The following is a 20822-nucleotide window of genomic DNA, read 5'->3' as shown; positions in this document are numbered from 1 at the left end:
TTGACAAGCAGCCGGCCTTGATCCACCTGAAAAGCACTGTTTATAGGGGTGCAAGAACTCTTCATGTCTTCAGCCGCCGATTTTGATCCGAAACCGCGCCGCGCTTCCGTTGCCGTCGATGTCGGCGGTGTCATCGTTGGCGGCGGGGCGCCGGTTGTCGTGCAATCCATGACGAATACCGATACGGCCGATATCGATTCGACCGTCGCGCAGGTCGCCGCTCTGTTCCGGGCAGGCTCGGAGCTGGTGCGTATCACCGTCGACCGCGACGAGAGTGCGGCCGCCGTGCCGAAGATCCGCGAGCGGCTGCTGCGCCTCGGCATGGACGTGCCCTTGATCGGCGACTTCCATTATATCGGCCACAAGCTGCTCGCCGATCATCCTGATTGTGCCGCGGCGCTGGCGAAATACCGCATTAACCCCGGCAATGTCGGCTTCAAGGACAAGAAGGACAAGCAGTTCGCCGAGATCATCGAGATGGCGATCCGCTATGACAAGCCGGTGCGCATCGGCGTGAATTGGGGTTCGCTCGACCAGGATCTGCTGACGGCGCTGATGGACCAGAATGCCGAAGCCGGATCGCCGCTTTCGGCCCGGCAGGTTACACGCGAGGCGATCGTGCAATCGGCGCTGCTTTCTGCAGCCCTCGCCGAAGAGATCGGCCTGCCGCGCAACCGCATCATCCTGTCGGCCAAGGTCAGCCAGGTGCAGGACCTGATCGCCGTCAATTCCATGCTCGCCGAACGCTCCAATCATGCGCTGCATCTCGGCCTGACCGAAGCCGGCATGGGCACCAAGGGCATCGTCGCCTCGTCGGCGGCGATGGGCTTCGTGCTGCAGCACGGCATCGGCGATACGATCCGCGTGTCGCTGACACCCGAGCCGAACGGCGACCGCACGCGCGAAGTCCAGGTGGCGCAGGAAATCCTGCAGGTCATGGGCTTCCGCCAGTTCATACCCGTGGTTGCGGCCTGTCCGGGGTGCGGACGCACGACGTCGACCGTGTTCCAGGAGCTTGCCCAGAACATCCAGAACGACATCCGCAAGAACATGCCGGTCTGGCGCGAAAAATATCCTGGCGTCGAGGCGCTGAACGTCGCCGTCATGGGCTGCATCGTCAACGGGCCGGGCGAAAGCAAACATGCCGATATCGGCATTTCGCTTCCCGGCACCGGCGAGACGCCGGCGGCCCCGGTCTTCATCGACGGGCGGAAGGCGCTAACGCTGCGCGGTCCCAATATCGCCGCCGACTTCGAGGCGCTGGTTGTCGACTATATCGAGAAACGGTTCGGTCAGCGGACGGCGGCGGAATGAGCGCCCATAGGTTCGGATGAGCCAGTACTGGTCGCCAATCGTCAGCGCCTGCTATACTGTGTCGGGGCGATCGAGGTGCCGGTCGACGGCAGGTTCCAGGTCCGGCTGGCGGATTACGACAGGCCATGCGGCGCAATCATCATCCCCAATCCGAATGCGCCGACGGGATCGGCCTGCCGCTAGCCGGCATCGAGGCACTTCTTGCCGCCCATCCGGATGCAGTCGTCGTCATGGACGAGGCCTATATCGATTTCGGCGGTAAAAGCGCCATCCCGCTGATATCCACGCATCCCAATCTGCTTGTCATTCAGACCCTGTCGAAATCCCGTTCGCCTGCAGGTCTGCGCGTCGACTTCGCGCTGGGGCAGCGGCCGCTGTTCGAGGCGCTGGAGCGGGTCAAGGACAGTTTCAATTCCTATCCGCTCGATCGTCTGGCGCAGCTCGCCGCGACGGCGGCGATCAAGGATGAGGCGTGGTTCCAGACATGCCGGAGGAAAATCATCGCCAGCCGGGAAAGCCTCGTCTCCGAACTCGAAACGCTGCACTTCTAGGTCCTGCCGTCCCAGGCCAATTTCGTTTTTGCCAGGCACGAGAGACAATCGGGTGTAGCGCTTCAAGCCGGCTTGCGGGAGCGGAACATTCTCGTCCGGCATTTCGCCAAGCCACGTATTTCGGATTTCCTGCGCATCAGCATCGGCGCGGACGAGGAGTGCGCGCCTGGTTTCCGCTCTCAAGGACATGCTGGCGGCCTGAGCAGCCCACCGATTTCCTCAGCGTTCGGCCATGGCGCCGGCAAGCAAGGTCTTTGCGGTCCAGCGCAGAACCTTCTCCGCTTCCTTGGGCTCCAGCTCGCAGATGTCACGCATCACCACCAGTGCCTCTATGCCAACCGCCAGCGACAGTGCGTGGACGAGGCGCTGAAAATTCTTCGGCGGCATGGTTGCCTGCAGCGGTGACATCGCCTCTTTCAGCCACGCGATGCGGCGGCCACCGCGGCGGACCTGCGCCTGGCCGACAGCCGAGCTGCCGAGAAGCGCGCGAAAGACGCCCTCATTGTCGATGACCATCTTGAAGATCTGCGAGACCAGGTCGTCGAGCCGATGGCCGACCTCCGCATCGCCCATGTCGTTCCGCGCTGGCGGGATCTTGATCACATCCGCAACGCCATCGAGGACCGCCTCGCGGATGATTTCATCCGGCGTCGAGAAATATCGGTAGGCCGTCGCGCGCGAAATGCCAGCGAGATCGGCCACTTCGGCGACCGAGGGGTGGCCGCCTTTCTCTATGATCTCGCGCGCGGCACGCAGCAACTCGACACGCGTGCGACGCTTTTGATTGACCCTCTCGAATCTTTTTTCTTGACTGTCCATTCATGCCTCGTTATGAGATTAATGTCTCATTAAGAGTTTAGTGTATCACAATCAAATCAAGGCACAAGTCGATGAATTCCGCTCCCCTTTCCGGCCGGTCCGACGCCGCTGCGCCGATGACCGTCCATTTTCTTGGCAATATCCTCACCTTTCGTGCCCGCTACGCGGATACCAAAGGCAGCTTCACCGTCATCGAAGCCTATACGGCTCCGAACGCCGGCCCGCCGCCGCACACGCAGACGGATCAGGAAGCCTTTCTCATCCTCGAAGGCCGTTACGAGATCGTCGTCGGCGACGAGACCAAGCATTGCGGCCCCGGCGATTTCGTCCACGTCTCTCCGGGCAAGCTGCATTCCTTCCGGAATATTGCCGAGACGCCCTCGAAGCTGCTTTTGATCAATTTCCCCGGCGATCTGCATGAGGAGTTCTTCATGGCGGTCGGCGAGCCGGTCGCACCCGGCACGACAGCCTTTCCGCCGATGAGCGCGCCCGACGTTCCGAAGATCGTCGCGACGGCCGCCCGTTTCGGCATCGACATTCCGCCGCCGCCGCAGGCGTGAGCCCGCGGCCCCGGGAGCAAGCGCTGCGACGCCGATCCCAATCCTTTCGACAATCGAGGAATCAACAATGAGAATGCATCATGTCGATCGCCTGCTGGCATCGAGCAGCTTTCGGATCTTTGCCCGCATTCTGCTGACGCTGGTCTTCTGGTCGAGCGGGCTTGCGAAGCTCTTCGACTTCCCGACCGCGATCGCAGAGATGGAGCACTACGGCCTTGCGCCTGCTGCGCCGACTGCGATTGCCGTCATATTCGTGCAGCTAGCCGGCTCCGCCCTTGTCATCTCAGGTCGGCATATCTGGCTCGGGGCGGGCGCTCTCGGCGTCTTTACCGTGCTGACGATCCCGATCGCGCACGCTTTCTGGTCGATGAGCGGCCAAGCCGCCTTTCTCGAGATGCTGTTTGCGATCGAGCATCTGAGCGTCGTCGGCGGTCTGATGATCGTTGCGATCCTGGGGCGGCGAACAGCTGCGGTTCAGGCGCCTGTTTTAGCCGGCGCCTGAACGATCGGATCATCGGCGTCGGGGAACAGTCAAAGCTCCCCAACGCCGGAGGTGGGCCTGGGGATGTCAGCTCTTCCGATCGGCGATGAAATGCGCCGCGGCGGTGAGGATCGAGGCGCGGGGGCCGTAGGGGGCAAGCAGCGCCTCGGCATCGCGGACATGCTCACGGAGCTGGGCTTCGGCCCATTCCATGCCGCGAAGAGCTACAAGTGTTCCCTTGCCGCGGGCCGCATCCTTGCCGGTTGCCTTGCCCATGGTCGCGGTGTCCGAGGTCAGGTCGAGAATGTCGTCTGCAAGCTGGAAGGCAAGACCGATCTTTTCGCCGAAGGCGCGCAGGCGGCGGCGATCTTCCGGCGGGCTTGCCGAGATGACGGCGCCGGCTTCACAGGCGAAGCGGATCAGCGCACCGGTTTTCATCGCCTGCAGGCGGATGATGCCGGCTTCGTCGGGGGCCTGCTTTTCTGCCGCGAGATCGAGCGCCTGGCCGCCGGCCATGCCGCCGAGACCGGCTGCGCGGGCAAGGGCCAGCACCAGCGATGCCTTGCTGGTATCGGGAAGGGTCGTTTCCGGCGCAGCGATGATGTCGAAGGCGTAGGTCAGCAGGCTGTCGCCTGCGAGGATTGCCGTCGCTTCGTCGAACTTGATGTGTACCGTCGGTTTGCCGCGGCGCAGGTCGTCATCGTCCATGGCCGGCAGGTCGTCATGCACGAGGGAATAGCAGTGAACGCATTCAAGGGCGGCGCCGACGCGAAGTGCCGCCTCTGCGTCGCCGCCGAGAAGAGCTGCACTTTCGACGACGAGAAACGGGCGCAGCCGCTTGCCGCCGTTCAGCACGGCATAATGCATGGCATCGCGCAGCGTCTCGGGCCTGGCGATTTCATCGGAAAGGCTGCTCGGCGAGAGCAATAGGTCGAGCAGCGCCTCGATCTCGTGGGCGTTGTTCTTCAGCCTCGTCTCGAAAGTGTCCCGGTTCGCGTCCATGGGCGCTGTTTGGCATGAGCGCCCACGGGCTTGCAACGGAATTGTCGATGGCGGCAGCAAGATTCGCCACGCACTCTGGCATAAGCTCTGCACAGGCGTTATGAGAACGACAGGAGCGAAATCGGACTTGGGGACATTGGATATAGCGCCAGAGAGAGAGGACAGCGTCGACATGCCGGCTCGTCGGCGATGGTTCGAAGACCGGCGTGTGTTGAAACGCATTGTTCTTGCCGTGCTGATCTTGCTGATCCTTCCCTATGCACTGATCTTTTTCTATCTGCTGCCCTTCATTCACCCCGTCTCGACGCTGATGCTGCGCGATCTCGTGCTGCTGCGTGGTTACGACAGGCAATGGGTGTCTCTTGATGACATCGCCCCGGTTGTGGTGCAGTCGGTGATGATGTCGGAGGACGGGCAATATTGCTTTCACGGTGGCGTCGACTGGGCGGAAATGCGCATGCTGGTCGAGGATACGCTGAAAGGTCAGGCGACACGCGGCGGCAGTACCATTCCGATGCAGACGGCGAAGAACCTCTTCCTCTGGAACAGCCGCTCCTTCGTGCGCAAAGCGCTGGAACTTCCGCTCGCGGTGACCACGGATTTCGTCCTGTCGAAACGGCGGTTGATGGAAATCTATCTCAACATTGCTGAATGGGGTCCCGGCATCTACGGCATCGAGGCCGCGGCCCAGCATCATTTCAAGGTGCCGGCCTCGAAGCTGACGCGGCGCCAGGCATCGCTGCTTGCCGTCTCGCTGCCGAACCCGATCGACCGCAATGCCGGCAAGCCTGGACGAGGCCTTCGCCGGCTGGCCGGCGTCATCGAGAGACGCGCACAAGGTTCAGGCGACTACATCAGGTGCATCTATGATTGACATCAGAACTTGTCGTTAGAGCAGGATGTCGTCCGAAAACCGCTCACACTTTTCGGCATCATGCTCTAGAAGCGGCAAGTGTCATCTGACATTCTTGGTTCTGCCATATGGGCGAATGCAGTCCAACCAGAGCCCCCGAGTCGCCCATGACCACCACGACGTTTTCGCCCGAACTCCTCCTTTATTCGAAGAGGCATAATCCGACCCCGCCCGTCCATCTCGGCAGCCGCTATCGCAAGGTCGGCGGCTTTCTGCCGGAAGCCGGCAACACCATCGTCTGCCATCTCGAGAAGGGCTCGCAGACGCAGACGGCGCTGATCGAGGCGCGTGAGAAATATCTGGCGATGCCCGAGGCCCCGCAGTTCCTCTTCACGCCGATATCAAGCATTCACATGACGCTTTTCGAAGGTGTCATCGAGACCAGGCGCCGGCAGGATTCCTGGCCGGGCGACCTCCCACTCGATACGCCGATCGAAGACATGACCGCGCTGATGGCGGCCAGGCTCGAAGGTTTCTCGATGTTCGATCCCTTCAAGGTCGCCATCGTCGACGCTCGCCCATCGGGCCTGCTCGTCGACGGGGCGACGGAGAACGACCGCAGGGTCATGCGCGCCTGGCGCAATGCGCTGGCTGATCTTCTGGGCTATCGCCAGCCGAGCCATGAGGAATACAAGTTCCACATGACCTTTGCCTATGCGATCGAACGGCTGGAGGATGAAGCCTTGCCGCGCTGGCAGGCGATGCTCGATGAGGTGGCCGACGATATCCGCCGCAAGGCCCCTGTTCTCGAGCTGACCCCGCCGGCATTCTGCGTGTTCGAGGATATGAACCATTTCCACGAATTGCTGATTTTCGATTTCGAAGCCTGAACGGGAGAGGCCCATGGATAAACCGACGCTGTACATTGCCAACAAGAACTACTCTTCCTGGTCGTTCCGGCCCTGGATGGCGCTGACGGGCGCCGGCGTCGATTTCGAGGAAGTCCTGATCCCCTTCGACTATCCTGGTGGCAATCCCAATATCAAGGCGATTTCGCCGACCGGGCGGGTGCCGATCCTGCAGCACGGCGCATTGAAGATCTGGGAATCGCTGGCGATCATCGAGTATGTCGCCGAGCTTTATCCGGACGCCGGCCTTCTGCCGAGGGATCGTGCCGAGCGGGCGCTCGCCCGTTCGGTTTCGATGGAAATGCTCTCGAGCTTCCGGGCGCTGCGTAGCGCCTGCCCGATGAATATCCGCCGGCCGAAGGGCAAGATCGCGCTGCCGGATGGTGTCGACGCCGATATCAGCCGCATCGAGACGATCTGGCGCGACCTGCTGCAGCAATCCGGCGGACCATTTCTGTTTGGCGCGTTCAGCGGGGCGGATGCGATGTTTGCGCCTGTCGTCAACCGGTTCGACATCTACGATCTCGTCAGCCGAAACGATATCCTGGCCTATATGGAGACCATGAAGGCGCATCCGGCCTGGCGGAAATGGGAAGAGGCGGCCCGCGCCGAGCCTTGGATCGTGCCGGAAGACGAAGTCTGAGCCTGGAATCATCGGCTTCGCAAAAAATACGTATGGGGACTGGTCAAGGCCACACCTTGCATGTATAAGCGCGCCAAATTCCGAAATCGCGACATGTCCGTTTCGGCCGCCAGTCTGGCCGTGGGAATGTTTTGCCCGCAAGTGGAGTAAGTGAAATGGCTGTACCGAAGAGAAAAACAAGCCCGTCCAAGCGCGGTATGCGCCGTTCGGCAGACGCACTGAAGGCTCCGACCTACGTCGAAGACAAGAATTCCGGCGAACTGCGCCGCCCGCATCATATCGACCTGAAGACCGGCATGTATCGCGGCCGCCAGGTCCTGACGCCGAAGGAAAGCGCATAATTTCCCGATCCGGCTTGTCCGATCGAAGTTTCAAGGCCGGCGTCATGCCGGCCTTTTGCATTTCGACAATATAATATTTGCAATGACTTGCAGTCAGACAACGGTTTGCGGCAGTATTCTTCTTGCGCGCTACTGTGCCGCGCGTCTTTTCAGACGCGCAAAGGACGCTGTAGCACTTTGAAGCTACGCATCATGCTTTCCGAAAATCGCATCCGATTTTCGGAAAGCATGATGCGCTGGGAGATTGCCGATGATAGCCGCCATGCCCCTGATGATTATCCCGTTTATTCTTTACAATCTGGCGATGCTGGGCCTGATGGGCGATGGCGGCATTCCGGCACTGCAGCATGATATCATCGTGCTGTCGATGATCTCGGGCGCGATCTGGAGCATGGCGCTCGGCGATCTTTTCATCGTCATCGCACTTGTCGTGCTGTTCTTCGAAATTCTCAAAGCGACCAGAACCGGTCCCGGCAATCTCGTCAACCACATGTTGTCGATGCTGGTCTTCATCGCCTTCCTGGTCGAGTTTTTGCTCGTCCGGGATGCTGCGACGCAGGTATTCTTCATTTTGATGACGATCGCTCTGATCGATGTCATCGGCGGTTTTGCCGTGTCGATCCGAAGCGCCGGGCGGGATGTCTCGATCGGACTATAGGTTGTCGAGCTTGTTCTGAAGGGCGCGGAGCTGTTCCTTCAGCTCGTCGATATCCTTGGCCTCGGCCTTGCGGCTTTCCTTGGCAGGCGGCGTCATGAAGGGCGAGAACATCTGCATTGCCTGCTGAAACAGCTCGGTGTTGCGGCGAACATGGTCCTCGACCATCTGCATCGGCAACTGCAGGTTCTTGCCGAGCGGCGTTTCGCCGAAAGCGCGGGTCACCTGCTCGCGCATCTGGGCTTGTTGTTCGGTGAAGGAGCGCATCGAATGTTCGAGAAAGCTCGGCACGACCATCTGCATCTGGTCGCCGTAATAGGTGATGAGCTGGCGCAGGAAGGAGATGGGGAGCAGTGTGTTTCCGGTCTTTGATTCCTGTTCGAAGATGATCTGGGTCAGCACCGAATGGGTGATGTCATCTCCGCTTTTTGCATCTTGTACGGTAAATTCTTCGCCCTTCTTCACCATCTCCGCCAGGTCTTCCAGCGTCACGTAAGTGCTGGTGCCCGTGTTGTATAGGCGGCGATTGGCGTATTTCTTGATAACAATCTGACCCTCATGCTTCGCCATATCAGTCTCCTGAACCCCCGTCTGATTTATGGATATTCCTCCAGTTGAGACTGTAAACGCAAAAGAAGGCCGGTGACAATCTCTTTGTGCGATGCGGCAAACCTTTCACAGAGCAGATGAATCGGGCTTTCGCGGGCTGCTGCCGAAAAATGACGGCAGCCGGTCTTCGCGTTTGACTTGTGCTCCAAGCTTTGCCAGTTTCCACTTATGTAAGTGAGACGAAAACGAGGAGCGTCCCCATGAGCAATCCATCCATCGTCATCGCCAGTGCAGGGCGAACAGCAGTCGGCGCTTTCAACGGCGCTTTCGCGACGGTTCTCGCGCATGAGCTCGGGGCGGCCGTCGTCAAGGGCGCGCTCGAGCGCGCCGGCGTCGATCCCGGCGAGGTGGACGAGGTGATCCTCGGCCAGGTGCTCTCCGCCGGCGAGGGCCAGAACCCGGCCCGCCAGGCGGCGATGAAGGCCGGCATTCCGAAGGAGGCGACCGCTTGGGGCGTCAATCAGCTTTGCGGCTCGGGGCTGCGCGCGGTTGCGCTCGGCATGCAGCAGATCGCCACCGGCGACGCCAAGATCATCGTTGCCGGCGGCCAAGAATCCATGTCGATGGCCCCGCATGCCGCGCATCTGCGCGGCGGCGTCAAGATGGGCGACATGAAGATGATCGACACGATGATCAAGGACGGCTTGACCGACGCTTTCCACGGCTACCACATGGGCATCACCGCCGAGAATGTTGCGCGCCAGTGGCAGCTTTCGCGCGACGACCAGGATCAATTCGCCGTCAGCTCGCAGAACAAGGCGGAGGCAGCGCAGAAGGCCGGCCGCTTTGTCGACGAGATCATCCCTTACGTCATCAAGACACGTAAGGGCGACGTTACGGTCGATGCTGACGAATATATCCGTCACGGCGCCACGCTCGAGGCGATGGGGAAATTGCGCCCGGCCTTCGACAAGGACGGCACGGTTACGGCCGCGAACGCGTCCGGCCTCAACGATGGTGCCGCTGTGGCGGTGCTGATGAGTGAAGCGGAGGCAGTCCGGCGCGGCATCCAGCCGCTCGCTCGCATCGTTTCCTGGGCAACGGCAGGTGTTGATCCGCAGATCATGGGCACCGGACCGATCCCGGCTTCGCGCAAGGCGCTCGAGAAGGCCGGCTGGTCGGTGAACGATCTCGATCTCGTTGAAGCCAACGAGGCCTTCGCGGCGCAAGCCTGCGCCGTCACCAAGGATCTCGGGTGGGATCCGTCGATCGTCAACGTCAACGGCGGGGCGATCGCGATCGGCCACCCGATCGGCGCCTCCGGCGCGCGCGTTCTCAACACGCTGCTGTTCGAAATGAAGCGCCGCGGTGCGAAGAAAGGTCTTGCCACGCTTTGCATCGGGGGCGGCATGGGTGTGGCCATGTGCTTTGAAGCGCTTTAAATAGCATACGATCCATGTTTGATTGAAGATCCCGCCACGCGGCGGGGCGAAAAACAAAAGGGGAGCGGAACATGAGCAGAGTGGCTGTGGTCACTGGGGGTACACGCGGCATCGGCGCGGCAATATCCATGGCACTGAAAAACGCCGGATACAGGGTCGCGGCCAGCTATGCGGGCAACGACGAGAAGGCCAAAGCCTTCCATGATGTCACCGGCGTTCCGGTGTTCAAATGGGATGTTTCGGATTACCTCGCCTGCGGCGAGGGAATTGCCAGGATCGAAAGCGAGATCGGGCCTGTCGAAATCCTCGTCAACAATGCCGGCATCACCCGCGACGCGATGTTCCACAAGATGACGCAGCAGCAGTGGCACGAGGTGATCAATACCAACCTCACCGGCCTGTTCAACATGACGCATCAGGTCTGGACCGGCATGCGTGACCGCAACTTCGGCCGTATCGTCAATATATCGTCGATCAACGGGCAGAAGGGCCAGATGGGCCAGGTGAATTATTCGGCGGCCAAGGCGGGCGATCTCGGCTTCACCAAGGCGCTGGCGCAGGAAGGGGCAAACAAGAACATCACCGTCAACGCCATTTGCCCCGGTTACATCGGAACGGAAATGGTGCTTGCCGTGCCGGAGAAGGTGCTGAATGAACGCATTATTCCGCAGATCCCCGTCGGCCGTCTCGGCGAACCGGAAGAGATCGCGCGCTGCGTCACCTTCCTCGTCTCCGACGATGCCGGCTTCATCACCGGTTCGACGCTGACGGCCAATGGTGGGCAATACTTCGCCTAGGCAATTCCATTCCTCGAGTCGGTAATACGGATTATCGGCAGATTCAAAGCGATGACGCGCCGGGAGACGCGCCATCGCTTATTTCATTTGCTGGATCAAAACCGGCGGTCGGTGTTTGGATGTCGCTGTTTCCGAACTCTGGCTGGGACTTTGGCGAGCGAGCGGTCGCCGCTGCTGAGGGCTGATATCGCGGTCGTCAGGAAAGCCGATGCGATGAGAGCGGCGACGAGGGAATTCAGGAAAATCTGGATCATGGAAACGTTCCTTTCCGGTGCGCCGGGCGGCTCTGCCTGTCCGTTGCGCTCGTGAAGGAGATATGGGCCTGCCCGTCGGGCGGCGGTAGATTTGACTTTCGCAACCGAGTGTCAACGACTCGTTGACGGGTGTGAGCGGCAAAGAAAACGGGCGCCGAAGCGCCCGTCGGGAGTCCGATATGCCTTTGCCGATTAGCGGCAACGAGCCTCGTAGCGGCGGCCGTAGCGGTCGCGATAGACGCAGTAGCCGCGGCGTTCGACCGAATGACCGATCAGAGCACCGGTCAGACCGCCTGCAACGGCGCCGACGGCTGCGCCGCCCCAGCTGTTGGTGACGACACCGCCAATGACCGCACCGGTGCCGGCGCCGATCGCCGTACCTTGCTCGGTCGCCGTGCAGGATGCCAGAGCGCCGACGAGCGCACCAATAAGAACAATCTTCTTCATCATGTCGTAACTCCCCAGGTTTGTAGGCCTTTAGACGCGGCCCATGAGTACAAGGATAATGATAATGACGAGAACTAGCCCCAAACCGCCAGAAGGTCCATAGCCCCAGCCACGGCTGTAACCCCAATTCGGCAGGGCTCCGATCAGAAGCAGAATAAGGATAACAAGAAGTATCGTGCCGAGCATAGTGTGTTCCCTTCATTTCATCTGCAATTCGAATGGACGAGAAACACTTATTGGCGATTTTTGTTCCCGGCTAAGCTCTCGAAATGTGACGAAACCTTGTTTGCGGTTTTCTGAGGAGCATGGCCGCTTTCACGAACGGTCGGCAGCATCGGTCGAATTCGACCATCCCGGGAAATCACCCCTATGGTTAAAAACTCCTTTAAATACAATATGTTGCGGTGAACAAAGCGGGAAAATCGTGATGTCGCCGATTCGTCAGCGATTCGTTCCCTCTTTGATCAACGCCTGCACTCGGCACCCGTATCGGCTGCCGCAGTTTAACGCGATCTGAATCCGGCTCCCGAAAGATTAATGCCGGTGCGATGAGGTGGAACGAAGGCCCCTGCCGCCGATCCGCATCTAGCGCCCGGACCTGAAGCTGCTACCAGATGTGGCCGTGAACGAAAGGCGAAAACGACGGAGTCAGCGATTCGTCTCCGATTCGTTCCGGCTTTGGTCGAGAGGTTAATTTCGGGCGGATTTTCGCTTGTTCAAGATCAGGCGGGAATCGGTCACTCACGATAGCGAAAATACGAACAAGAGAGAGTCTCACGATTCAGCATCTAGTGGGAAAAAGTGATTCAAAATCAACACTTAGCCGTGAACAAAAGCTGAATCAGCTGGAGTCACCGATTCGTCGCTGATTCGTTCTCACGCTGTTCCGAATCGGCAATTCGGGCGCTCCACGGGACTCGCAAAGGTCGTAATCCCCGAGGCATTTTGAAATCTGCCCTTGCGTTTGCGGCGGCAGCTGTCCATGTGTTCACTGGCTTCCATCGAGGAGCCGAGATTTTCCTGGGGCCACCCGCCTCATTTGCATGGACTCATGACTCTGACTTCGCAGCCGATGATTCTGAGTGGGCGCGGTGTGACCGCGGTGCTCGGGCCGACCAATACCGGCAAGACCCATTATGCCATCGAGCGCATGGTTGCGCACGGGACGGGCGTGATCGGCCTGCCGCTCCGGCTGCTAGCGCGCGAGGTCTATACGCGGGTGGTGGAGAAGGTCGGCGTGCAGAATGTGGCGCTGGTCACCGGCGAGGAAAAGATTTCGCCGCCCAATGCGCGTTTTTCCGTCTGCACCGTCGAAGCGATGCCGCGCGAGACTAAGGCCGCCTTCGTCGCGATCGACGAGGTGCAGCTCGCCGGCGATCTCGAGCGCGGCCATATCTTCACCGACCGCATCCTGCATCTTCGCGGCCGAGAGGAAACGCTGCTGCTCGGTGCGGCGACGATGCGGCCGATTCTGCTGCAGCTGCTGCCCGGCATCAATATCGTCGAGCGGCCGCGGCTTTCGCATCTTTTCTACGCCGGGCAGAAGAAGATCACCCGGCTGCCGCAGCGTTCGGCCATCGTCGCCTTCTCCGCCGACGAGGTCTATGCCATCGCCGAGCTCATCCGCCGGCAGCGCGGCGGCGCCGCGGTCGTGCTTGGCGCGCTCAGCCCGCGCACCCGCAATGCGCAGGTGGCGCTCTATCAGGCAGGCGACGTCGAATATCTGGTGGCGACCGATGCGATCGGCATGGGCCTCAACCTCGATGTCGATCACGTTGCCTTCGCCCAGGACCGGAAATTCGACGGTTACCAATTCCGCAATCTCAATCCTGGCGAACTCGGCCAGGTCGCCGGGCGCGCCGGGCGACACGTGCGGGACGGGACCTTCGGCGTCACCGGACAGGTCTCGCCCTTCGACGATGAGCTGGTGCAGCGCATCGAGGGGCACGAGTTCGACAACGTCAAGGTTTTGCAGTGGCGGACGACGGAGATGGACTTCTCCTCAATCGCATCGCTGCGCGCCAGCCTTGAGGTGGGACCGCGCGTACCGGGGCTGACGCGGGCGCTGCCTGCGGTCGACCAGCAGGCGCTGGAACAGCTTTCGCGCTATCCCGAGGTCATCGATCTCGCCGACAGGCCGGCGCGCGTCGAAAAACTCTGGGAGGCTTGCGCGCTTCCCGACTATCGGCGTATCACCCCAGCACAACATGCCGATCTTATCGCGACCCTCTTTTCCGATCTCGTCCGCTATGGCACGGTGAACGAGCAGTTTCTGGCGGAGCAGGTTCATCGCTCCGATCGAACAGATGGGGAAATTGACACGCTTTCGGCGCGAATCGCGCAGATAAGGACCTGGACCTACGTTTCGAATCGGCCCGGTTGGCTTGCCGATCCGACACACTGGCAGGAAAAGACGCGGGAAATCGAAGATCGATTGTCCGACGCGTTACATGAAAGGTTGACGAAACGCTTTGTTGATCGCAGGACATCTGTGCTCATGAAGCGCCTGAGAGAGAATGCGATGCTGGAAGCTGAAATCAGTGTGAATGGCGATGTCTTCGTTGAAGGACATCATGTAGGGCAGTTGAGCGGATTCCGTTTCACGCCGGTGGCGGGAACGGACGGACCGGATGCCAAGGCGGTTCAGGCTGCGTCGCAGAAGGCGCTCGGGCTCGAGTTCGAAGCCCGCGCGGCGCGGATGCATGCCGCCGGCAACAGCGATCTGGTGATCGGCTCGGACGGTTTGATCCGTTGGCTGGGCGACCCGGTGGCGCGGCTTTCGGGCAGCGATCACATCATGCGTCCGCGCGTGATCCTGCTGGCCGACGAACAACTGACGGGCAATGCCCGTGATCACGTCGCCGCCCGCATCGAGCGCTTCGTCAATCATCATATCAGCACGGTGCTGAAGCCGCTCGATGATCTGTCGCGCGCCGAGGACCTGCAGGGTCTCGCCAAGGGGCTTGCCTTCCAGCTCGTCGAGAATCTCGGGGTGCTCTTCCGTCGCGACGTGACCGAGGAGGTGAAGTCGCTGGACCAGGAGGCCCGTGCCTCCATGCGCCGTTACGGCGTGCGTTTCGGCGCCTATCATATCTTCGTTCCGGCACTTCTGAAGCCGGCGCCTGCCGAGCTCATCACGCTGCTCTGGGCGCTGAAGAATGACGGTCTCGACAAGGCGGGTTATGGCGATCTCATTCCGGTGCTTGCCGCCGGCCGCACCTCCGTCGTCACCGATCCGAGCTTCGAGCGGATGTTCTACAAGCTCGCCGGCTTCCGTTTCCTCGGCAAGCGTGCCGTGCGCATCGACATTCTGGAAAGGCTTGCCGATATCATCCGACCGCTGCTGCAATGGAAGCCCGGTCAAAACAACCGTCCGGAGGGCGCCTATGACGGCCGCCGCTTCACGACGACGACGGCGATGCTGTCGATCCTCGGTGCGACGCTCGAGGACATGGAAGAAATCCTCAAGGGTCTCGGCTATCGCGCCGATGCCGTGAAGGCGGAAGAGGCATCAGTACATCTTGCGACGCAGGATGCGGCCTCAGTGCCTGCTGCCACTGCGGAAACGCCTGCGGAAGAGACAGCCGAAAAGGCCGATCACGACGATGCCGACGGAGCGGCGGAAGAGACTGCTGCCGAAGCGTCTGCAACCGAGACGGCTCCGGCGGTTGCTGACGCGCCCGTAGCCGAAGCGGTCCAGACCCCCGCTCCGGTCGAAGCGATCGAGACATCGGCTCCGGTGGAAGCGTCTGGGGAAGCGGTGTCCGCTCCCGAGGAAGCAGCACCTGCTGCTGGGGAAGCAGCACCTGCTGCTGGGGAAGCCGGCGAGCCGGTGGAACCGAAGCCGGTTCTTCTGTGGCGTCTCGGCGGCCGCAACGACAATCAGCGCCAGGCGCGCGGCGGGCATGGCGATCGCCGTGGCGGCCAGGGTCAGGAGCGCGGTCAGAACCAGGAACGCGGCGACCGCAATCGCCGGCCCGGCGGCGGTGAAGGCGGCGAGGCCAATCGCGGCGGCGACGGCCGTGACAACAATCGCCAGAACCGCGGCAAGGAAGGCGGCGGTCGCGATGGCGGCCGGCCGCAGCAGGCAAGGGGCGACCGCAGCAACCAACCACGGGGCGACCAGCCGCGCGGCGACCGGCAGGACCGTGGCGATCGCAAGGATCGCGGTGACCGCAACGATCGTAACGACCGCAACAACAATCGCGGCGGCTCGCAGCCGCTGCGCTTTGAGGCCAAGCCGCCGCGCAAGGAGAAGCCGATCGATCCGGATTCGCCTTTCGCCAAGCTCGCGGCCCTCAAGGAGCAGATGAAGAAGTAGTCATGAGCGGGGAGACACAGCCGACAAGCGGTTCGCGCCAGCGCATCGACAAGTGGCTGTTCTTCGCGCGCATGGCGAAGTCACGCTCGGTGGCGCAGAGCCATATCCAATCAGGCCATGTGCGCATCAACGGCGAGCGCTGCAGCCAGCCGAGCCAGATGGTCAAGCCGGGTGACCGTATCGAGCTGACGCTGGAGCGGCGCGATGTCGTTCTCGTCGTGCGCCTTGCCGGCGAGCGGCGGGGGCCCTACGAGCAGGCGCGCCTGCTTTACGACGACCAATCCCCGCCGCCCGATGAGGCAAAACGTCTCACGCCTTACGAGCAGGCAATCCGGGCGACCGGCACCGGCCGTCCGACCAAAAAGGAAAGACGTGCAATCGACAGGCTGATGTCGGACGAGGATTAGAAAACTCTGTCTGCGGCGGCGGCTTTTGCAGATCGTTTATCCTTGAAATCCGGCGATAAAGCCGATACGTCACTGACAACCTGCCGGAAGCGTGCTTGCCTCCCAAGCCTGCTCACGCTTTTCCTCCGGCACGGGGATAGGCGCGACGTTCCAGGTTGCCCGGCCCCATCCGCATGGAAATCCTGGAGTTCTTCATGACCTATGTCGTGACCGACAATTGCATCAAGTGCAAATACACCGATTGCGTGGAAGTCTGCCCTGTCGACTGCTTCTATGAGGGCGAGAATTTCCTCGTCATCCATCCCGACGAATGCATCGATTGCGGCGTCTGCGAACCGGAATGTCCCGCCGAGGCGATCAAGCCCGATACCGAGCCGGGCCTCGACAAATGGCTGAAGATCAACACCGAATATGCGACGATCTGGCCGAATATTACGGTCAAGAAGGAGCCGTTGCCTGAGGCCAAGGAAATGGATGGCGAGTCCGGAAAATTCGAGAAATATTTTTCCGAGAAGCCTGGTTCCGGCGATTGAAACAGTGTCCACATTCGGTCGCCGGATTCGGGCGACCGCGGGCCGAAACGTTGTAAAAGCTGCGTGAGGCATATGGGTGACATGTGTTGCCCGCATGACTCAAGCGAAGCAAATTATTGATTTCCTCATATTTTTATGATAGGTTTCTGTTACTGTTCCATTTGTGGCATGACGCATGCCCAAAACCATCACGAAAGCAAAACCAATCCGTACGCGGTTTCCGTGACATATCAACGCTTTGAGCGCCGGGTCCCAAGATCGCGCGCAAGAAGTCTTTGCTTTTGCCCGATGGGACCAGAGTGAAGTCACCCGACGGATACTACCGTCTCACCCGGGCCTGACTGACCCGGCTCCGGCCGCCGCCGGAAGCGTAACAGGGAGTTTTTGAATAGAATGACGACTCAGCAGAAAAAGCCTTCTACAGCACGTCACGGCTTCAAGACCGGTGAATCGATCGTCTACCCCGCTCATGGCGTCGGTACCATCACCGCTATCGAAGAGCAAGAAGTTGCCGGCATGAAGCTCGAACTTTTCGTTATCGATTTCGAGAAGGACAAGATGCGTCTGAAGGTTCCGGTTGCGAAGGCAATGAGCATCGGTATGCGCAAGCTTTCGGAAACGGATTTCGTCGAGCGTGCATTGAAGGTCGTGCAGGGCAAGGCGCGTGTCAAGCGCACCATGTGGTCCCGCCGCGCCCAGGAATATGATGCCAAGATCAATTCCGGCGACCTGATTTCCATCGCTGAAGTTGTGCGCGATCTCTATCGTGCCGAGAACCAGCCCGAGCAGTCCTATTCCGAACGCCAGCTCTATGAGGCTGCGCTCGACCGCATGGCGCGCGAAATCGCCGCTGTCAACAAGATGTCGGAAACCGAAGCCGTCCGTCTCGTCGAGACCAATCTCAACAAGGGTCCGAAGCGCGGCAAGGCGATTGAAGAAGACGATTCGCAGGACGAAGCCGCGTAAAGCGACCCTGTTTTTCTGTCAAAAAACCCGGCCTTCGTGCCGGGTTTTTTTATTGGAACTTTTTCCCGACTGCCGCGTTTATCACACGTAATTGCGGACTGCTCGTCAGGCAATGGCCTCAACGAGCGAACTGCTATTCCGTCAATGTTCGATGAGGAGCGGATCATGCCTTTTCTATATTGCCCATCCGGCAAAGTGAAGAAACAGGTCCAGCCCAGCCGTCTTACCGGCACATGATGAGAAATAGGGCCTCCCCCTGAAAAGTCCAGGGGCGAGGCTTTTATGCATTCAGAACCCATTCAATCCGGACAGCGATGTTCCGGAACATGAGTTTTATTGTTCATTTCAGGGCGAGAGGCCTGCTTTGGGAGATCGAAATGAAGAACATGTCTGCAGATCGGCGCATGATCAAAATCGCGATGGCCGCCCCCTATCTTGCCCGTCAGGAAGAGCACGATCTCGCCACCCGCTGGAAGGATCACGACGACCGCGGCGCGCGCAACCAGATCGCCATGGCCCATATGCGCCTCGTCATATCCATGGCCGGCAAGTTCCGCAATTTCGGCCTGCCGATGAGCGATCTCGTGCAGGAGGGCTATGTCGGCCTGCTGGAGGCCGCCGCACGCTTCGAGCCGGAACGCGACGTGCGCTTTTCGACCTATGCAAGCTGGTGGATCCGGGCTTCGATCCAGGATTATATCCTGCGCAACTGGTCGATCGTTCGTGGTGGCACGAGTTCAGCGCAAAAGGCGCTGTTCTTCAATCTGCGTCGTCTGCGCGCCAAGCTCGCCAAGGGTGACACACAGCTGACGCTGCAATCCATTCACCAGGAAATCGCCGCGGCCCTCGGCGTGAGCCTCGCCGATGTGCAGACGATGGATGCCAGGCTTTCCGGTAACGATGCTTCGCTGCAGGCGCCTTCGGTCTCCGGCGATGCCGAGAGCGCAGAGAAGATGGACTTCCTCGTCAGCGACGATCCCCTGCCGGACGAGCAGGTTTCAAACATGATCGACGGCGAGCGTCGCCGCGTCTGGCTCGCTTCGGCGCTGAAACATCTCAACGAACGCGAGATGAAGATCATCAGCGCCCGGCGTCTGGCGGAAGACGGTGCCACGCTCGAAGAACTCGGTGCCGATCTCGGCATTTCCAAGGAACGTGTGCGTCAGATCGAAAGCCGGGCGATGGAAAAACTCCGCAGCGCCCTCGTCAGCGCCGATCCGCATATGGCGGCCTACGCCTGAACCGAAAGCGCGTCGCGATCTTTCAGATTCGCCGGTCGCGCTTTAGGTGTTTTTTTACGCATGTCGTTATCGCAAAACCGCTGCCCACTTTTGCGCGACATGCTTGTCCCCTCCAGCAGCACAGACTGGCCCGGCGTAAGCCGGGCCTTTTTTATTCGGCGATGATCTTGACGCGATCGCCCGTTGAAACGGCCGCACCCGTGGGCAGGGCGTTGATGAGCTTGAAGAGATCGAGCTTGCGGTCGGTGCCCATCATGCGGGCGGCGAGCGTCGAGATGTTCTCACCCGGCCGGACGGTGACGACGCGGATGCGCAGCGGCTTCAGCGATGCCGCCTCTGCCGGCGTCATGCGCCGGAAACTGGCGCGTAGCACATTGGCCGTTGGCTCAAGGGCGTCGCTGCCTTTCGGTACGGCCGTCAGGAAACGGAAGATCTGCGAATTGTTGCGGATCACGGTGACATCGAAATCCCAGCGGTCGGCGCTGGCGCGCGCGGTGGCTGCTTCCATGCCGTTGATGGTGATCGGCTGGATGGTTGACGGGTCGAGGCCGGTTACCCAGCCGCTGGAGATATAGTTGGTGAGGCTCTGGTTCTGATTGTCGGCGACGCCGTCGAAACGGACGGCGATGTCGTTCGGACCGGTGGCCATCACCGCCTCGACCTTGTTGTCGATGTGGAAATCCGGCGGCACGTCGAAGCGGATGCCGAGGCCGCCATGCAGGAAGGTCTGGCCGCGCACATAGCCTTCTTCCGGGCTGTCGCCGTAGAGCAGTCCGTCTATGCCGTCGAGATAATAATCGCGGCCCTTGTCGCCGACAGAGCCTTCCTGGCCGAAGGCGCGGGCGTGGGTGCGGGCAAGCTCTATGCGCTGCGCCGAATTCGGATGGCTCGACAGGAAGTCGAGGCTCTGGTCGGCTTCGGGATCAACCGACATGAAGCGGCTGTAAGCGGCCATGGAATCGAGGAAACGGGCAGCGGCATAGGGGTCGTAGCCGGCTTCGCCGAGCATGCGCACACCGATGACATCGGCCTGCAGCTCCTGCTGGCGGGAGAAGGCGGCGAGCCGCAGCTTGCCGCGGGCAAGCGCCTGCTTGCCGGCGATGTCGCTGGAAAGGACTTCGGCGACGACGCGGCTGGCGATGACCTCAGCCTCTTCGCGCTTCTGCCGCTCAATGCCGTGGTTTGCCGTCACATGGCCCATTTCGTGCGACAGCACGGCGGCAACTTCCGAAGCGTCGTTGGCAAGGGCGAGCAGGCCGCGGGTGACGTAGAGATAACCGCCCGGCAGCGCAAAGGCGTTGATCGCCGGCGAATTCAGGATGGTGATGCGGTAGGACTGGCTCGGATTTTCCGACACCGCCGTCAGCGCGCCGGCGATGCGGGCGACCAGGCGCTCGGTTTTGGCGTCCTTGTATTCGCCGCCATAGCTTGCCACGATGCGCGGATGCTCACGAGCGCCCATCGCCGCGCGCGGGTCGTTCTTCTGCACCTCGTCGACGATCTGTGGATTGGAAGAAGGTGAGACACTCGGCTGATAGGATTGGTCGATCAGCGTTTGGCAGCCATTCAGCGCCATTGCGACGGCCGAAAGCAGCATCAGGCGACGCGCGAAGCGCCGCGGCGCAGAGATGGCATCACTGGAAAGCGCGGGCGATTTCCACGTCGTCAAGCTGTCCAGTCTGTTTCTCCGCATCATGTCGCTGTTTTGCCGGTTTGCCTGAGATTCGGACCGACCATG

Annotated in this window: 22 protein-coding genes and 1 pseudogene; 16 read left to right on the top strand and 7 right to left on the bottom strand. The window is 60.8% G+C overall.

Annotated features, from left to right (window positions below; all coding sequences use genetic code 11):
• Positions 1-63: 63 nt before the first annotated feature.
• On the top strand, positions 64-1314 hold the full coding sequence (gene ispG / locus ACD590_RS21820; RefSeq protein WP_018448334.1) for a flavodoxin-dependent (E)-4-hydroxy-3-methylbut-2-enyl-diphosphate synthase: 1251 nt from the start codon (positions 64-66) through the stop codon (positions 1312-1314).
• Between the two features lie 48 nt (positions 1315-1362).
• A pseudogene (locus tag ACD590_RS21815) lies at positions 1363-2067 on the top strand (pyridoxal phosphate-dependent aminotransferase); the annotation flags it as partial.
• 17 nt (positions 2068-2084) lie between these two features.
• Here ACD590_RS21815 and ACD590_RS21810 read toward each other — a convergent pair.
• Positions 2085-2684, bottom strand: a complete 600-nt coding sequence (locus ACD590_RS21810) for a TetR/AcrR family transcriptional regulator (protein ID WP_439003345.1) — start codon at positions 2682-2684, stop codon at positions 2085-2087.
• A 71-nt stretch (positions 2685-2755) separates the two neighbouring features.
• Between ACD590_RS21810 and ACD590_RS21805 the strand changes: the two genes are divergently transcribed.
• Both ACD590_RS21805 and ACD590_RS21800 read left to right on the top strand, forming a co-directional pair.
• On the top strand, positions 2756-3244 hold the full coding sequence (locus ACD590_RS21805) for a cupin domain-containing protein (RefSeq protein ID WP_439003344.1): 489 nt from the start codon (positions 2756-2758) through the stop codon (positions 3242-3244).
• Positions 3245-3311: 67 nt separating this feature from the next.
• Positions 3312-3746: a DoxX family protein gene (locus ACD590_RS21800; protein ID WP_018244065.1), complete on the top strand. Its 435-nt coding sequence runs from the start codon at positions 3312-3314 to the stop codon at positions 3744-3746.
• A 66-nt stretch (positions 3747-3812) separates the two neighbouring features.
• Here ACD590_RS21800 and ACD590_RS21795 read toward each other — a convergent pair whose 3' ends face one another.
• The gene (locus tag ACD590_RS21795) at positions 3813-4727 is read right to left on the bottom strand and encodes a polyprenyl synthetase family protein (protein WP_018244064.1); all 915 of its coding nucleotides are present in this window, start codon (positions 4725-4727) and stop codon (positions 3813-3815) included.
• A gap of 136 nt (positions 4728-4863) precedes the next feature.
• Here ACD590_RS21795 and mtgA point away from each other — a divergent pair, with 136 nt between their 5' ends.
• The 5 genes from mtgA to ACD590_RS21770 all read left to right on the top strand — a co-directional run bounded on the left by mtgA (position 4864) and on the right by ACD590_RS21770 (position 8130).
• Complete coding sequence (gene mtgA / locus ACD590_RS21790; RefSeq protein ID WP_018244063.1) at positions 4864-5601, top strand: monofunctional biosynthetic peptidoglycan transglycosylase; 738 nt, start codon at positions 4864-4866, stop codon at positions 5599-5601.
• A 146-nt stretch (positions 5602-5747) separates the two neighbouring features.
• Positions 5748-6470 (top strand): DUF1868 domain-containing protein, encoded by a 723-nt coding sequence (locus tag ACD590_RS21785; protein ID WP_018244062.1) that lies wholly within the window; start codon positions 5748-5750, stop codon positions 6468-6470.
• A gap of 13 nt (positions 6471-6483) precedes the next feature.
• Positions 6484-7131: a glutathione S-transferase family protein gene (locus ACD590_RS21780; protein WP_018244061.1), complete on the top strand. Its 648-nt coding sequence runs from the start codon at positions 6484-6486 to the stop codon at positions 7129-7131.
• Between the two features lie 155 nt (positions 7132-7286).
• Positions 7287-7472, top strand: a complete 186-nt coding sequence (rpmF, locus tag ACD590_RS21775; protein WP_003543812.1) for a 50S ribosomal protein L32 — start codon at positions 7287-7289, stop codon at positions 7470-7472.
• A 250-nt stretch (positions 7473-7722) separates the two neighbouring features.
• Complete coding sequence (locus ACD590_RS21770) at positions 7723-8130, top strand: hypothetical protein (RefSeq protein ID WP_003543801.1); 408 nt, start codon at positions 7723-7725, stop codon at positions 8128-8130.
• On the opposite strand, the gene phaR is transcribed toward ACD590_RS21770, so the two are convergent.
• Positions 8125-8697 (bottom strand): polyhydroxyalkanoate synthesis repressor PhaR, encoded by a 573-nt coding sequence (phaR, locus tag ACD590_RS21765; RefSeq protein WP_003543798.1) that lies wholly within the window; start codon positions 8695-8697, stop codon positions 8125-8127. The genes ACD590_RS21770 and phaR overlap by 6 nt on opposite strands.
• Positions 8698-8936: 239 nt before the next feature.
• Here phaR and ACD590_RS21760 point away from each other — a divergent pair, with 239 nt between their 5' ends.
• Together ACD590_RS21760 and ACD590_RS21755 are read left to right on the top strand one after the other, a co-directional pair.
• Positions 8937-10118 (top strand): acetyl-CoA C-acetyltransferase, encoded by a 1182-nt coding sequence (locus ACD590_RS21760; protein ID WP_018244060.1) that lies wholly within the window; start codon positions 8937-8939, stop codon positions 10116-10118.
• A 71-nt stretch (positions 10119-10189) separates the two neighbouring features.
• The gene (locus ACD590_RS21755) at positions 10190-10915 is read left to right on the top strand and encodes a beta-ketoacyl-ACP reductase (protein ID WP_026230971.1); all 726 of its coding nucleotides are present in this window, start codon (positions 10190-10192) and stop codon (positions 10913-10915) included.
• A 95-nt stretch (positions 10916-11010) separates the two neighbouring features.
• Here ACD590_RS21755 and ACD590_RS21750 read toward each other — a convergent pair whose 3' ends face one another.
• The 3 genes from ACD590_RS21750 to ACD590_RS21740 form a co-directional block, all read right to left on the bottom strand.
• Entirely contained in the window at positions 11011-11169 is a 159-nt protein-coding gene (locus ACD590_RS21750) for a hypothetical protein (protein ID WP_439003343.1), read from the bottom strand.
• 192 nt (positions 11170-11361) lie between these two features.
• Positions 11362-11619 (bottom strand): YMGG-like glycine zipper-containing protein, encoded by a 258-nt coding sequence (locus ACD590_RS21745; protein ID WP_018244057.1) that lies wholly within the window; start codon positions 11617-11619, stop codon positions 11362-11364.
• A gap of 27 nt (positions 11620-11646) precedes the next feature.
• Positions 11647-11802 (bottom strand): DUF3309 family protein, encoded by a 156-nt coding sequence (locus ACD590_RS21740; RefSeq protein WP_007632343.1) that lies wholly within the window; start codon positions 11800-11802, stop codon positions 11647-11649.
• An 865-nt stretch (positions 11803-12667) separates the two neighbouring features.
• Here ACD590_RS21740 and ACD590_RS21735 point away from each other — a divergent pair.
• The 5 genes from ACD590_RS21735 to ACD590_RS21715 all read left to right on the top strand — a co-directional run bounded on the left by ACD590_RS21735 (position 12668) and on the right by ACD590_RS21715 (position 19084).
• Positions 12668-15937 (top strand): helicase-related protein, encoded by a 3270-nt coding sequence (locus tag ACD590_RS21735; protein WP_439003342.1) that lies wholly within the window; start codon positions 12668-12670, stop codon positions 15935-15937.
• A 2-nt stretch (positions 15938-15939) separates the two neighbouring features.
• On the top strand, positions 15940-16344 hold the full coding sequence (locus ACD590_RS21730) for an RNA-binding S4 domain-containing protein (RefSeq protein WP_012759434.1): 405 nt from the start codon (positions 15940-15942) through the stop codon (positions 16342-16344).
• Positions 16345-16538: 194 nt separating this feature from the next.
• Positions 16539-16877, top strand: a complete 339-nt coding sequence (gene fdxA / locus ACD590_RS21725) for a ferredoxin FdxA (RefSeq protein WP_026188554.1) — start codon at positions 16539-16541, stop codon at positions 16875-16877.
• A gap of 393 nt (positions 16878-17270) precedes the next feature.
• Positions 17271-17843: a CarD family transcriptional regulator gene (locus ACD590_RS21720; protein ID WP_003543775.1), complete on the top strand. Its 573-nt coding sequence runs from the start codon at positions 17271-17273 to the stop codon at positions 17841-17843.
• 377 nt (positions 17844-18220) lie between these two features.
• On the top strand, positions 18221-19084 hold the full coding sequence (locus ACD590_RS21715; protein ID WP_018244054.1) for an RNA polymerase factor sigma-32: 864 nt from the start codon (positions 18221-18223) through the stop codon (positions 19082-19084).
• A gap of 151 nt (positions 19085-19235) precedes the next feature.
• Here ACD590_RS21715 and ACD590_RS21710 read toward each other — a convergent pair whose 3' ends face one another.
• Positions 19236-20780, bottom strand: coding sequence for a M48 family metalloprotease (locus tag ACD590_RS21710; protein ID WP_047620233.1), 1545 nt, complete (start codon positions 20778-20780; stop codon positions 19236-19238).
• Positions 20781-20822 lie beyond the last annotated feature (42 nt).

This window comes from Rhizobium sp. 862_C5_N1_2, from assembly GCF_051811205.1.
GTDB lineage: Bacteria > Pseudomonadota > Alphaproteobacteria > Rhizobiales > Rhizobiaceae > Rhizobium > Rhizobium leguminosarum.
Note: the sequence above shows the minus strand (reverse complement) of the source record. Positions and strands in the feature narration are given on the sequence as shown.

What these genes read in the sequence shown, in the direction of transcription:
- ispG (WP_018448334.1), top strand. Translation starts at nt 64, where the DNA reads ATGTCTTCAGCCGCCGATTTTGATCCGAAACCGCGCCGCGCTTCCGTT.
- ACD590_RS21810 (WP_439003345.1), bottom strand. Translation starts at nt 2,684, where the DNA reads ATGGACAGTCAAGAAAAAAGATTCGAGAGGGTCAATCAAAAGCGTCGC.
- ACD590_RS21805 (WP_439003344.1), top strand. Translation starts at nt 2,756, where the DNA reads ATGAATTCCGCTCCCCTTTCCGGCCGGTCCGACGCCGCTGCGCCGATG.
- ACD590_RS21800 (WP_018244065.1), top strand. Translation starts at nt 3,312, where the DNA reads ATGAGAATGCATCATGTCGATCGCCTGCTGGCATCGAGCAGCTTTCGG.
- ACD590_RS21795 (WP_018244064.1), bottom strand. Translation starts at nt 4,727, where the DNA reads ATGGACGCGAACCGGGACACTTTCGAGACGAGGCTGAAGAACAACGCC.
- ACD590_RS21785 (WP_018244062.1), top strand. Translation starts at nt 5,748, where the DNA reads ATGACCACCACGACGTTTTCGCCCGAACTCCTCCTTTATTCGAAGAGG.
- ACD590_RS21780 (WP_018244061.1), top strand. Translation starts at nt 6,484, where the DNA reads ATGGATAAACCGACGCTGTACATTGCCAACAAGAACTACTCTTCCTGG.
- rpmF (WP_003543812.1), top strand. Translation starts at nt 7,287, where the DNA reads ATGGCTGTACCGAAGAGAAAAACAAGCCCGTCCAAGCGCGGTATGCGC.
- ACD590_RS21770 (WP_003543801.1), top strand. Translation starts at nt 7,723, where the DNA reads ATGATAGCCGCCATGCCCCTGATGATTATCCCGTTTATTCTTTACAAT.
- phaR (WP_003543798.1), bottom strand. Translation starts at nt 8,697, where the DNA reads ATGGCGAAGCATGAGGGTCAGATTGTTATCAAGAAATACGCCAATCGC.
- ACD590_RS21760 (WP_018244060.1), top strand. Translation starts at nt 8,937, where the DNA reads ATGAGCAATCCATCCATCGTCATCGCCAGTGCAGGGCGAACAGCAGTC.
- ACD590_RS21755 (WP_026230971.1), top strand. Translation starts at nt 10,190, where the DNA reads ATGAGCAGAGTGGCTGTGGTCACTGGGGGTACACGCGGCATCGGCGCG.
- ACD590_RS21750 (WP_439003343.1), bottom strand. Translation starts at nt 11,169, where the DNA reads ATGATCCAGATTTTCCTGAATTCCCTCGTCGCCGCTCTCATCGCATCG.
- ACD590_RS21745 (WP_018244057.1), bottom strand. Translation starts at nt 11,619, where the DNA reads ATGATGAAGAAGATTGTTCTTATTGGTGCGCTCGTCGGCGCTCTGGCA.
- ACD590_RS21740 (WP_007632343.1), bottom strand. Translation starts at nt 11,802, where the DNA reads ATGCTCGGCACGATACTTCTTGTTATCCTTATTCTGCTTCTGATCGGA.
- ACD590_RS21735 (WP_439003342.1), top strand. Translation starts at nt 12,668, where the DNA reads ATGACTCTGACTTCGCAGCCGATGATTCTGAGTGGGCGCGGTGTGACC.
- ACD590_RS21730 (WP_012759434.1), top strand. Translation starts at nt 15,940, where the DNA reads ATGAGCGGGGAGACACAGCCGACAAGCGGTTCGCGCCAGCGCATCGAC.
- fdxA (WP_026188554.1), top strand. Translation starts at nt 16,539, where the DNA reads ATGACCTATGTCGTGACCGACAATTGCATCAAGTGCAAATACACCGAT.
- ACD590_RS21720 (WP_003543775.1), top strand. Translation starts at nt 17,271, where the DNA reads ATGACGACTCAGCAGAAAAAGCCTTCTACAGCACGTCACGGCTTCAAG.
- ACD590_RS21715 (WP_018244054.1), top strand. Translation starts at nt 18,221, where the DNA reads ATGAAGAACATGTCTGCAGATCGGCGCATGATCAAAATCGCGATGGCC.
- ACD590_RS21710 (WP_047620233.1), bottom strand. Translation starts at nt 20,780, where the DNA reads ATGATGCGGAGAAACAGACTGGACAGCTTGACGACGTGGAAATCGCCC.